Raw genomic sequence first — 11,599 nt, forward strand, 5'->3', positions numbered from 1 at the left:
ACACAGACGCGCAAGCCCGAACATGATCGCGGGTCGGATGGGTCCGGGTGCCCGCCCTCTCGTCACATGGCAATGAGGCTCTGATCGCGCCGCCGCACGCGGCGTTCCATCAGGTAGGTCACCAGCGCGAGCATGATCCAGAAGGCATGAAAGGCGGCGCCCGCGGCGATCACCAGCTGACCGGAGACCGGACCGATCCTGGCATGGGCGAAGGCGTCCGCCATCGAGGTGGCCGGGGTCGGGTGAATGAAGATTTTGCCGAAATAGGTCAGCGCCTGCATCATGAAGACCCAGATGTAATTCTTGCGCAGACGGCGCCCCACCGCCCGCACATAGCTGATATGAAAGCGCGGCGCGTCGTAATCATCGGCCAGGAGCGCGTTCCAGCGGCCATCCATGCCGCCATGCTGTCCGCGCAGCATCGGCGCGTAGAAATCCGTCTCGAGCAGCCGTGCCCGCGCGCGCCAGACGTTGAAATAGCGATAGCGCCGCGCTTCGAGCAGCAGAAACACCGCGACCAGCGGTCCGACGAGGATCAGCGGCAGCGGCGAGGCACTGGCCGATCCGAACACCGCGGTCAGGGACACGCCGGTCAGCACCACGGTCCAGTTCGTCGTGGTGTCGAGGCGGCTGCGCCACATCGTGCTGCGATAGACCTCGCCACGATAGAGATGCGCAATCGCGCCCATCTCGGCCGCGCTGAACTGCTGCAGATGCGGGTTTTCCGGGAGGCAGTCGCCGTGAATGCCTCGGGAGGACATGGTGTTCATGGTCGTCTCGGGCCGGTCGGCGGCGCGCAGGGTCCACGCGCCGCGCGCCGGGGATCAGGTCATGTAGACGCCGCCGGTGACGTTCACGCCCTGCCCGGTCATGAAGCGGGCCCCGTCCGAGGCGAGGAAGACCACCACATCCGCCACGTCTTCGGGGGTTTCCAGCCGCCCGAGCGGGGTCTGGTCGATATAGGATTGCAGCACCTTCTCGGGCGTGGTGCCCAGAAGCTGGGCCTCCCATTCGATTTCGCGGTCCTGCATCGGCGTGCGCACGAAGCCGGGACAGACCGCGTTGACGCGGATGCCGTCCTTCGCATGTTCGCGCGCGAGCGCCTGCGTCCAGCCGATCACCGCGAATTTCGAGGCGGAGTAATGGGCCAGCAGGGGCGCACCGACCTTCGCCGCCAGGGAGGCGGTGTTGACGATCACCCCCTTGAGGCCGCGATCCAGGAAATGCCGCACCGCAACCTGGTTGGTCAGGAACACGCCCTTGGCATTGATGTCGAAATTGAAGTCCCAGTCGGCCTCGGACAGATCCAGCGCGGGTTTCATGGACGAGACGCCGGCATTGGCATGGACCGTGTCGATGCCGCCGAATTCCTTTCCGCCCGCGTCGAAGGCTGCCTGGATGCTGGCCTTGTCACGCACATCCACGCCGAAGGGCAGCACGTTGCCGCCGAGTTCCGCGGCGCGCTGGCGGCAGAGGGTTTCGTCCAGATCGGTCAGGACGAGATTATAACCGTTGGCTGCGAAGGCGCGCGCGGAGGCGAGGCCGATTCCGTTGGCTGCCCCGGTGATAAGGATTGTTTTGGTCATATATGCCCCCTTGTTTCGCACATATTCGCACAAAATATATCGGGACACAACGCCAGAGACGCAGAAATGTTGTTATTTGGTGGAGTTCTCAGGACGTTATCTTTTGCGCGGCACGGAGCCGCGCCAACCATGGCCCCGATCAGGGCCGGGTGACGACGATCTCCGTTCCGGCCGCCTCAAGCCGTGTCTTCAGCGGACCCGGAGGCTCGGCATCGGTGACGAGAACGTCGATCACGTCGAAGCCGGTGACCCGCACCGCGGAGACCGCGCCGAATTTCGAGCTGTCGGCCAGCAGGATCCGCCGTGACGAGCGCTGGATGAGCGCCTTCTTGATCTCCGCATCCTCGATCGAGTAATCGAAGCTGCCGTCCAGGGTGATCCCCGCGACGCCCAGAAACACCGCATCGAAATGGAAGTTTTGCAGATAGGCTATGGTCTGCGCGCCGCTGATGGACGGCTCCGGTCCGCCGAGCTTGCCGGGCGGCACGAAGATGGTCATCTGGCGTTCGGCCAGATCCTGCTGGACGCGAAGCGAGGTTGACACGACCCGCACGGAGACGTCGTCGATCAGCGCCGTCAGCTCCTGCATGGTGGTCCCGATATCCAGCGCAATCGTCATATGCGGCTCGATATAGCGCCGGGCGGTCCGGGCGATCTTCTGCTTTTCCTCGCGGTGCACGCTGGCGCGGCTGGCCGCGCTCGGCTCGTGACGTTCCAGCGGACGTTCCTGGAAGATCTCCGGCAGATGCGCGCCGCCATGCGTCCGCACGAGCAGATTGTCCTCGGCCAGCAATTCCAGATCGCGGCGCACCGTCATGTCGGAGACGCGCAACTGTTCCGCGATGTCCACGATGGTCACATGGCCGTTGCGCTCAAGCGCGGACATGATCTCCTTGCGCCTGAGCGTCGCCGGGAGTTTTCTGCCGTCATTCACGTTCATCTCGGTAACCGCTCACGCCTCCAATGCAATCAAACTCTGACACTCTGCGACAGAAAGCAACCAGATCGTCGATAAGAGAATCCTAGCCGACAGACCCGCGTCGTTCAGGCGCGGCTGTGATGAGACCGGGCAGCGCGGCGAGGGACGCGATGCAGATATCGGCCTGCGGCAGCTCCGCCCCTAATGCGACCACGCGCATCCCGGCGCGCCGCGCGCTTTCGGCCCCGGTCGCGCTGTCCTCCACCGCCATCGTGGCCTGCGGGGCGAGGTTCATCAGCCGCATCGCGCGCAGATAGGGTTCGGGATCGGGCTTTCCGTTCGCCACGTCGTCGAGGCTGACCGACATCGACAGGATCCCGGAGAGCCTGAGCGCCCGCAGGTTGGTATCGACAATCAGGCGGTTCGAGTTCGAGGCCGCGCCTTGCGGGATGCCCATGTCAGCCAATTGCCGCACCGTCTCGACGGCATGGGCGATGGGCGCGAGATCATGGGCATTGGCGCTGTAATACGCATTCAGTTGCGCAAGCCACCGCTCGAATGCCAGCTCAGCGGGAAACCGATCCGCAAGCGCGCGCCAGACATTCTGCACATTCACGCCGACGAAGTGATCCGGCGGCAGGTCCGAAATTTCCACGCCGTGATGCGCGCAGACATGGTGGAGCGCGCGGAGATGGAGCGGCTCGCTGTCCACCAGCGTGCCGTCGATGTCCCAGATCACGGCCGAAATGCTCATGCCGCCCGCCCGCGCGCGGCAACCATGGCATCATAGGTGGCCCTGAAGCGCCGATAGCCGGAATCGTAGATCGCGGCATTGGCCGGGTCCGGCGCAATCACGTCGCCCTGGCTGATGAAGTTCGACACGCCGGAGAAATCGTCGGTCAGCCCCGCCCCGACCGCCGCCATATAGGCCGCGCCAAGACAGGAACCGGGGTGGCCGTGCAGAAGCTGCACGGGCTGCTGCAATACATCCGCGCAGATCTGCATCCAGAAGCGCGATCTGGCGCCGCCATCCGAGGCCAGGAACCTTGTCGAGGGGTGACCCATGTCGCGGAACACCTCGACATGATGGCGGAAGGCGTAGGCAAACCCCTCCAGCAAGGCACGCCACATATGCCGCAGATCGTGGTTGAGGCTCAGCCCGTGAATGACGCCGCGCGCCTGCGCATCGTGGATCGGGGTCTTCTCACCCAGGAAATAGGGGATGATCTGCACCCCGTCCGCGCCCGCAGGTGTCTGCGCTGCGATCACGTCGAGATGCTGATGCAGCGAGATCCCGGCGGCGTCCGCCCGCGCCGCCTCGCCCTGCGCGAGATGCGCGACGAACCAGTTCAGCGCGGAGCCGCCCGAAGCCATGCAGCCATTGGGCATGAACATGCCCGGCACGAGGTGATAATCGAGGAACATGCGCGCGTCCGGCTGCGGTTTGTCGCTGGCCACCAGAACATCCGCCGCGCCGCCGAATTTCAGCAGGATGTCGCCGGGCCGCGTGACGCCGGCCGCATAGCCCGACGCGATATGGTCGGCCGCGCCGCCGATCACGGCAATCCCCTCGGGCAGGCCGGTCGCGGCGGCGGCCGCCGCGCTGACATGGCCCATGACCTCGTGGGAGGCGCGTTTGACCGGGATGGCGCTGCGCGGGATATGGGCGAGCGCGATCAGATCGTCATCCAGCTCATGGCTGGCGAGGTTGACGAAGCCTGCTTCGAGCGCCCAGTTCTGTTCGACCGCGCGTTCGCCGGTCAGCCGGTAATTGATGTAATCATACGACCCCATCACCGTGGCGATGCGCCCGAACACCTCGGGCTCGTGTTTTTCGATCCAGCGCAGCTTGGTCGCCAGAAGCTGCTGGTTGATGCCGTTGCCCGCGCGGGCCAGAAACTCGTCCTCGTCGATTTCCGCGGCGAGTTCGGCCACCTCGGCGCCCGAGCGCCCGTCGCTTTGCTGGATCGAGGGGCGCAGGACCTGGCCGGTCTCGTCCAGCAGGATCACGGCGGGCAGCATCCCGGCCACGCCGATCCCTTTCACTTCGCTGGCCTTCACCCCGCCCTGGTCCAGCAATTCGGGAATGATCTCGCAGCAATTGCGCCACCACTCTTCGGGGTTTTCCTCGGCCCAGCCCTGTTCGGGCGAGGACAGCGTGACGGGGCGCTGCGCCTGCGCCAACACCCGGTCGGGCAGCGCAATCAGGATGCCGATGGTCGAGGTGGTGCCGATATCAAGGCCAATTACGTAATCTGTCATCAATGGATCGCTTTCCTTCAGATCTCGCCACCCGGCAGTGAACCGGTTCTGGCCAGGGGCGGAGGGGTAAATGCGGGGCTGACGGCACGCTCATAGCCATGCGCGGCCTGCAGCACCGCCAGATCGGCAAGACGCGGCCCGACGATCTGCAACCCGACCGGCAACCCGTCCTGCGTGAAGCCCGCATTCACCGAGGCCGCCGGGTTGTGGAACAGGTTGAAAGGCGAGGAATAGGGCGCCCATTCCATCCAGTCCCAATCCGTCTGCGGATAATCCTCGGGCACGAGCCGGCCGTTCTTCAACGGCTTGCAGGCGACGGTGGGGGTCAGGATGAAATCATACATCTCGAAATAATCGACCAGCCGCTGATAGAGCGGGAACATGCGGATCTTGTCATGCAGGAACGCGCCCGCGCTCTGCGCCTGGGCCTGGCGCGCGCAGGCGACGAGCGCGGGGTCGAACCGGTCGACGTGGTTGCCATTCACCTCCAGCACCAGGGCCGACATGATCGCGCACCAGTTGCGCTTGGCAATCTCCATCACTCCACCGAGATCGAGCCGCGTTTCCTCGACGATCGCGCCCAGATCCTCGAAGCGCAGCGCGGCCATTTCGCAGATATGGCGGATTTCGGGGTCGAGTCGCGTGACGAAGCCCAGATCCGCGCTCCAGGCGATGCGCTTGCCGGTGAGCGGCTTGTCGAGATGGTCCTGGTAGCCCGGCGAGCTCCCTTCGAGCGAATAGAGATCGCGCGGATCGGGGCCGGCGCAGACATCCATCATCAGGGCGGCGTCGCGCACATTGCGGGTCAGCGGGCCGTAATGCGTGTGCTGGTTCACGTTGGGCAGCATGAGCGGGATGCGCCCATGCGACGGTTTCAGCCCGAAAATGCCGCAGAAGGAAGCCGGGATGCGGACCGAGCCCGCCCCATCCGTGCCGGTGGCCAGGGGCGCCATGCCGGTGGCCACCGCCACCGCCGAGCCGCCCGAGCTGCCGCCGGGATTGCGGCTCAGATCCCAGGGGTTGCGCGTCTCGCCGTAAAGCTGCGAATAGGTCAGTCCAATCCACGCCATGTCGGGGGTCGTGGTCTTGCCCAGCGGGATCGCGCCCGCGGCCTCCATCCGCTGGATGATCGGCGAGAATCCGGTGGCGATGCGATCCTTGTGGACCAGGCTACCCAGCGTGGTTTTCTGTCCCGCATAGTCATCCGAATCCTTGATCGCATAGGGAACGCCATGCAGCGGACCCCAGAAATCGCCGGCCATCTGCGCGGTTTCGGCCCGGCGCGCCCAGTCCATCGCGATCTCGAACATCGGAATGCAGAAGGCGTTGAGCGTCGGGTTCAGCGCCTCGATCCGGTCGATGAAGGCGCGCGTCACCTCGACCGGAGACAGGCGTCTGAGCCGGATGTCGCGGGCCAGATCGGCGGCGTCCATCCAGCAGATCTCGGTGGCGGTCATTTCAGCCTGGCCTCGGTTTCGGCATCGAACAGCCGAACCTGACCCGGCGCCGGGCGCAGGCGCAGCACGTCGCCCGGTTTCAGATCGGTGCGCTCGCGCTGGCTCATCTGCACCTCCTGCCCGGCAATGCGGCCGGTGATGATCGTCTCGCTGCCGGTGGGCTCGATCACCTCGACGGTGAAATCTGCGGCATCGGCGGACTCCGCGATCTCCAGATGCTCGGGCCGGATGCCGAACAGGCAGGGCTGGCCGGGCTCTGCGCCGACCTGCGGCGCTTCCATGACCACGCCGTGACCCAGATCGACCGCGCCCGCGCCGTCGCGTTCGACATAACGCCCGGACAGCAGATTGATCGCGGGCGAGCCGATGAAGGTGGCGACGAAGACATTGGCCGGATCGTCATAGAGCTCCAGCGGCGCGCCGACCTGCTCGATCCGGCCCGCGCGCATGACGACGATCTTGTCGGCCATGGTCATCGCCTCGATCTGGTCATGGGTCACATAGACCGAGGTGGCGCCGAGACGCTGATGGAGCGCCTTGATCTCGGTCCGCATCCGCACCCGCAGCTTGGCGTCCAGATTGGACAGCGGCTCGTCGAACAGAAACACCGACGGGCTGCGCACGATGGACCGGCCCATCGCGACGCGCTGACGCTGGCCGCCCGACAACTGGCGGGGATGGCGATCCAGATATTCGGTCAGGTTCAGCGTCGCCGCCGCCTCCGCCACGCGGGCCTTGATCTCGGCCTGCGGCACGCGGGCGAGTTTGAGCGCAAAGCCCATATTCTCCTCGACCGTCATATGCGGATAGAGCGCGTAGGACTGAAACACCATGGCGATGTCGCGATCCTTGGGCGCCACGTCGTTGATGACCCGGTCGTTCAGCCGGATCGTGCCGCCGGTCACATCCTCCAGCCCCGCGATCATGCGCAGAAGCGTGGATTTGCCGCAGCCCGAGGGACCGACAAGCGCGACGAACTCGCCCTCGTCAATGCCGACATCGATGTCGTGGATCACCTGCACGGCGCCGTAGGATTTCTTGAGATTCTGGATTTGAACATGAGCCATCGGATTATCCTTTCACGGCGCCGGCGGTCAGGCCTTTGACCAGGTATTTCTGCAAGAGCAGCACGAGCAGCAATGTCGGCAGCAGCCCCACCAGACAGATCGCCATCATCACGGTGAAGAACACGAAGTGATCGGACACCAGGCCGGCCAGGACGACGGGCACGGTCATGACCTCGGGCTTCGACACGATGATGAGCGGGATCAGCAATTCGTGCCAGGAGATGATGAACATGATCACCCCGCTGGCCGCCAGTGCCGGCTTGCACAAGGGCAGCAGGATGCGGATGAACGCGGTGAAGCGGGTGCAGCCATCCAGCCGCGCGGATTCCTCCAGCTCTTTCGGGAGTTGCTGGAAATAGGGCACGAGGATGATGATGGCGTAGGGTAGCAGCAAGCCGATCTCGGTGATGATGACGCCCGAGAGCGAATTGAGCAGCCCGAAGCCGCGCAGCACCACGAAAAGCGGCACCATCAGCACGATCAGCGGCACCATGCGGCTGATCATGTTGATCTGCATCAGCCAGCCGGTCCAGCGGACATTCAGCCGCGTTACGGTAAAGGCGGTCAGGCTGGCCAGAACCAGAACGCCGACCGTCACCAGGGCACCCACGATCACCGAATTCAGGAAGGCATTGGGGAACCATGTGACCGAGTTGGGCAGATAGCTGATATCCTGAAACAGCGTGCCCTTGTCCGATCCGCCCGACAGGATCAGCCGGAAATTGTCCAGCGTATACTCCACCGGCAGCAACGCATGGACATCTGCCTGCAGGCCGCGCTCGCTCTGGAACGCTCCGAGGATAACGGGAACCAGCGGCAGGATCAGGAAGGCGATGCAGGCCAGATTGGCCAGATTCATCAGGATGCGGGTACGAAGCGTCATCTTGCGCATGGCTTAGTACTCCACCTTCTTGTAGACGAATTTGATGTAGGAGATCGCGATCAGCCCGACGATCAGCGCCAGCACATAGGCAGAGGCAGAGCCCACGCCGATATCGAAGGGCGGCTGGAACGCGGTTTTGTAGGTGTACCAAGCAGCCACCCATGTATCGTCGCCCGGCCCGCCTTGGGTGATAGCGAAGATCTCGTCAAACACCATAAAGGCGAAGGTGGTGCGAAGGATCAGCGTCACCGCCAGAACCGGGCGCAAGAGCGGCAGGGTGATGTGGCGGAATTTCTTCCACGCGCTCGCCCCGTCCAGCTCGGCCGCCTCATAGAGGTGATCGGGAATGCCCTGCAATGCGGCGTGATAAAGCAGGATGTTGAAGGGCGTCGTCCGCCAGACATAGGAGACGACCACGGCCATGAACGCCGTCTCGGTATTGCCGAGCCAGTTCACATATTCGTCGATCGCGCCGAGATTATAGAGAACCCGGTTCAGATAGCCGAACTGCGTGTTGAAGATGAAGGACCACAGAAAGCCGTTGACGATGGGCGGCACCGCCCAGGGCACGAGGATCAGGAATTTCGTCACCTTGGACAGGCGGATGTCGCTGTTGCTGATGACAAGCGCAATGGCGAGGCCGATCACCACCTCCAGCACGACCGACACGAAGACGAAGAGGAACGTCGTGCGCAGCGCCTTCCAGAAGACCGGGTCCGAAAACAGCTTGGCGTAATTGTCGAAACCCGCCCAGGGATATTCGCCAGAGCGCAATTCGCGCACGCCGACATCGTGGAAGGACAGATAGCCCGCGAAGAAGATGGGATAGGCGAGAATGACGGCGAAGATCAGCATCGAGGGCAGGTTCATCCCGAGGGCCAGCCGGCCCTGAGAGGCCTCGGTCCTGAACAATCGCCGGAAGAGCCCGGGCGCGCGCGCGTCGGTGGCTTGGGTGGTCATCGCGAACTCCAGCTCACGGAAGAAGGGAAGCGGGGGGCGGGCGCGTCGCACGCCCGCCCCTGATGCGTCAGGCCTTGGCCTTGTCGATATTGGCGATCATGTTGTCGCAGGCTTCGTCGGGCGTGATCTGGCCGCGCAGACAGGCGGTCAGCTCGACATTCAGCATCTCGTTCCATTGCGGATACCAGGGCTCGTTCACCGCCGGCACCACCTCCGGGTAGGGCACGGCCTTGTCGAAGATGTTGAGCATCGCGTCGACATCCACGCGCTCGGACCACATCTCGCGCAGCTCGGGGCTGTTGAGCACAGATGTGTATCCCGGCGCCAGCATCGAGCTTTTGGCCAGTGCGAGCGCTTGGGTATAGACGCCGTCCTGCGTCTTGCCGCCCAGATATTGCAGCATCTTCCACGCCCATTCCCGGTCGCGCGTCGCCTCGGACAGCATGTAATACCAGGTCACCGCCAGCGTCTTGCCGTCGCCCGGCATGGGGTGGATGCGGCCCTTACCGGCAATCGGGGACTGCGCGGGGTCATTGACCACGTTCATGTAGTAATTATGCAGCGCGCCCAGATAGATGTGGTTGCCGGTGTTGAACACCTTCACCGCGGGCAGGAATTTCAGGTTCAGCGAATCGGGATCGGCGATCTCATGCTTGAGGAAGCTGTCCTGAAAATATTGCAGCGCCTCGCGCGCCACCGATCCCGGCCCGAGTTCCGGGGTCATGTCGGGGGCGAAGATGCGCCCGCCGCGATTGGCGACCTGCGCAAACCAGGTGCCCGGCAGCGGATCGAAGGCCGCGCCCGCGACCCAGAGCAGGGGGTGATTCGAGACGCCATCGGCCTTGGCCTTCAGGCATTGCTCGGTCAGCTCTTCCCAGGTGGTGAAGGGGGTGTCGGCGAAACCGGCCTTTTCCAGCAGCTCGCTGTTATAGATGAAGTTCCAGGCGATCGACAGATAGGGCAGCCCCCAGATCTGGTCGTCGCGCGTGGCAATGCTGCGCGCCAGCGGCGTCATGTCGGCGGCGTATTCTTCCAGCCCCGGCAGCCCGTCCAGAGGTGCGGCAATGCCCTGATCGATATAGCTGGCCATGGTCTGCAGGGGAGAGACCAGAACGTCGATATCCTCGCCCGCCGCATACATCGAGGTCAGCTTGGCGATTTGCGGGTCGATATTCGGCTCGATGATCTTCTCGACCGGAATGCCCCAATCGGCTTCGAATTTCGCGGCGATGTCGTCATAGATATTACCGAACTGCCATACGACGAAATTGATCTGATCCACGTCGGCGTCCGGCCGCATCGCCCATGCTTGATCCTGTGCGAATGCGCCGCGCGGATACAGGCCCGATCCGGCGGCCACGGCAGCGGCCATGGCGCCGAGAAACCGACGGCGCGCCATGATGACGTCTTGCGCTGAGGTTTTCACTTTTGTCACGTTTTCCTCCCAATTTTCTGTCTGACGGCTTGGATCAACCAGCGGTTGCCGACCGTCTGCTCTGCTAGATGTAAACGCAAATCAACATAAACGCAAATATTTATCGCATGAATTCACATACAACACGCGATTTTATCGTTATGCGCGAGTTTTCTGTTGACAAACGCCTCACAAATAACCACATTCGAGAGCATATCAACATAACCGCACAAATCAGGAGCCGCTCCGCATGTTCGACTTTCTCAATGCCGACAAGGCCGTCATTTCCATGTGTCACATCGGCGCCCTTCCCGGCGCTCCGCTCTATGACGCGGATGGCGGGATGGAGAAGCTGATCGAAAATGCCATTTCGGACATTGAGAAGCTGCAGGACGGTGGCGTCGATGCGATCATGTTCGGCAACGAGAATGACCGCCCTTACCTGCTCAAGGCGACGCCGGAATCGATTGCCGCGTACACGGCGGTCATTACCGCCTGCAAACCGCATCTGAAGGTGCCGTTCGGCGTCAACTATCTGTGGGATCCGACGGCCTCGGTCGCGGTCGCCAATGCCACCGGCGCGAAATGGGTCCGCGAGATCTTCACCGGCGTCTTCGCATCCGACATGGGCGTGTGGGCACCTGATGCCGCCACGCCGGCGCGGCTGAAGCGCAATCTGGGCCGGCAGGATCTCAAGCTGTTCTTCAACATCAATGCCGAATTCGCCCATTCGCTGGATCAGCGCCCGATCGAGCTGCGCGCGAAATCCGCGATCTTCTCGTCGCTGGCCGATGCGATTCTCGTCTCCGGCCCGATCACCGGCCAGCCCGCGGACGGCTCCGATCTGCGGAAGGTCGCCGAAGCGGTTGGCGATCTGGTGCCGGTCTTTGCCAATACCGGCGTGAATATCGACAATATCAAGGATGTGTTGTCCGTCGCATCTGGCTGCATCATCGGCACCCATTTCAAGATCGACGGTGACACCTGGAACGCGGTGGACGGCGACCGGGTCAAGCGGTTCATGGATGTCGTGAACTCTGTTCGCTAAGAA

Annotated in this window: 11 protein-coding genes; 1 reads left to right on the forward strand and 10 read right to left on the reverse strand. The window is 63.4% G+C overall.

The genetic code is table 11. From position 1 onward, the window contains the following. Nucleotides 1-62: 62 nt before the first annotated feature. The 10 genes from BLT73_RS07655 to BLT73_RS07700 all read right to left on the reverse strand — a co-directional run bounded on the left by BLT73_RS07655 (nt 63) and on the right by BLT73_RS07700 (nt 10,533). A complete protein-coding gene (locus tag BLT73_RS07655; protein WP_090522473.1) occupies nt 63-770 on the reverse strand; it encodes a DUF2270 domain-containing protein in 708 nt (235 codons plus the stop codon). A gap of 54 nt (nt 771-824) precedes the next feature. Beyond that, nucleotides 825-1,586, reverse strand: coding sequence for an SDR family NAD(P)-dependent oxidoreductase (locus BLT73_RS07660; protein ID WP_090522597.1), 762 nt, complete (start codon nt 1,584-1,586; stop codon nt 825-827). Between the two features lie 139 nt (nt 1,587-1,725). Further along, nucleotides 1,726-2,526, reverse strand: coding sequence for a DeoR/GlpR family DNA-binding transcription regulator (locus BLT73_RS07665; protein ID WP_090522475.1), 801 nt, complete (start codon nt 2,524-2,526; stop codon nt 1,726-1,728). An 82-nt stretch (nt 2,527-2,608) separates the two neighbouring features. Continuing rightward, nucleotides 2,609-3,259, reverse strand: coding sequence for an HAD family hydrolase (locus BLT73_RS07670; protein WP_090522476.1), 651 nt, complete (start codon nt 3,257-3,259; stop codon nt 2,609-2,611). Then, entirely contained in the window at nt 3,256-4,767 is a 1,512-nt protein-coding gene (locus BLT73_RS07675; protein ID WP_090522478.1) for an FGGY-family carbohydrate kinase, read from the reverse strand. Before BLT73_RS07675 ends, BLT73_RS07670 begins: the two co-directional genes overlap by 4 nt. A 17-nt stretch (nt 4,768-4,784) precedes the next feature. Next, complete coding sequence (locus BLT73_RS07680) at nt 4,785-6,224, reverse strand: amidase (RefSeq protein WP_090522480.1); 1,440 nt, start codon at nt 6,222-6,224, stop codon at nt 4,785-4,787. Then, nucleotides 6,221-7,291, reverse strand: a complete 1,071-nt coding sequence (locus BLT73_RS07685) for an ABC transporter ATP-binding protein (RefSeq protein ID WP_090522481.1) — start codon at nt 7,289-7,291, stop codon at nt 6,221-6,223. Before BLT73_RS07685 ends, BLT73_RS07680 begins: the two co-directional genes overlap by 4 nt. 4 nt (nt 7,292-7,295) lie before the next feature. Continuing rightward, nucleotides 7,296-8,174, reverse strand: a complete 879-nt coding sequence (locus BLT73_RS07690) for a carbohydrate ABC transporter permease (protein WP_176804989.1) — start codon at nt 8,172-8,174, stop codon at nt 7,296-7,298. Between the two features lie 12 nt (nt 8,175-8,186). After that, nucleotides 8,187-9,134, reverse strand: coding sequence for a carbohydrate ABC transporter permease (locus BLT73_RS07695; protein ID WP_090522485.1), 948 nt, complete (start codon nt 9,132-9,134; stop codon nt 8,187-8,189). A 67-nt stretch (nt 9,135-9,201) separates the two neighbouring features. Then, nucleotides 9,202-10,533, reverse strand: coding sequence for an ABC transporter substrate-binding protein (locus BLT73_RS07700; protein WP_143025645.1), 1,332 nt, complete (start codon nt 10,531-10,533; stop codon nt 9,202-9,204). A 265-nt stretch (nt 10,534-10,798) separates the two neighbouring features. On the opposite strand from BLT73_RS07700, the gene BLT73_RS07705 reads away from it, so the two are divergent. Further along, nucleotides 10,799-11,596, forward strand: coding sequence for a BtpA/SgcQ family protein (locus tag BLT73_RS07705; RefSeq protein ID WP_090522489.1), 798 nt, complete (start codon nt 10,799-10,801; stop codon nt 11,594-11,596). Nucleotides 11,597-11,599 lie beyond the last annotated feature (3 nt).

It is taken from the genome of Paracoccus isoporae, from assembly GCF_900101865.1.
GTDB lineage: Bacteria > Pseudomonadota > Alphaproteobacteria > Rhodobacterales > Rhodobacteraceae > Paracoccus > Paracoccus isoporae.

What these genes read in the sequence shown, in the direction of transcription:
- BLT73_RS07660 (WP_090522597.1), bottom strand. Translation starts at nt 1,586, where the DNA reads ATGACCAAAACAATCCTTATCACCGGGGCAGCCAACGGAATCGGCCTC.
- BLT73_RS07670 (WP_090522476.1), bottom strand. Translation starts at nt 3,259, where the DNA reads ATGAGCATTTCGGCCGTGATCTGGGACATCGACGGCACGCTGGTGGAC.
- BLT73_RS07685 (WP_090522481.1), bottom strand. Translation starts at nt 7,291, where the DNA reads ATGGCTCATGTTCAAATCCAGAATCTCAAGAAATCCTACGGCGCCGTG.
- BLT73_RS07700 (WP_143025645.1), bottom strand. Translation starts at nt 10,533, where the DNA reads ATGGCGCGCCGTCGGTTTCTCGGCGCCATGGCCGCTGCCGTGGCCGCC.
- BLT73_RS07695 (WP_090522485.1), bottom strand. Translation starts at nt 9,134, where the DNA reads ATGACCACCCAAGCCACCGACGCGCGCGCGCCCGGGCTCTTCCGGCGA.
- BLT73_RS07690 (WP_176804989.1), bottom strand. Translation starts at nt 8,174, where the DNA reads ATGACGCTTCGTACCCGCATCCTGATGAATCTGGCCAATCTGGCCTGC.
- BLT73_RS07675 (WP_090522478.1), bottom strand. Translation starts at nt 4,767, where the DNA reads ATGACAGATTACGTAATTGGCCTTGATATCGGCACCACCTCGACCATC.
- BLT73_RS07655 (WP_090522473.1), bottom strand. Translation starts at nt 770, where the DNA reads ATGAACACCATGTCCTCCCGAGGCATTCACGGCGACTGCCTCCCGGAA.
- BLT73_RS07665 (WP_090522475.1), bottom strand. Translation starts at nt 2,526, where the DNA reads ATGAACGTGAATGACGGCAGAAAACTCCCGGCGACGCTCAGGCGCAAG.
- BLT73_RS07705 (WP_090522489.1), top strand. Translation starts at nt 10,799, where the DNA reads ATGTTCGACTTTCTCAATGCCGACAAGGCCGTCATTTCCATGTGTCAC.
- BLT73_RS07680 (WP_090522480.1), bottom strand. Translation starts at nt 6,224, where the DNA reads ATGACCGCCACCGAGATCTGCTGGATGGACGCCGCCGATCTGGCCCGC.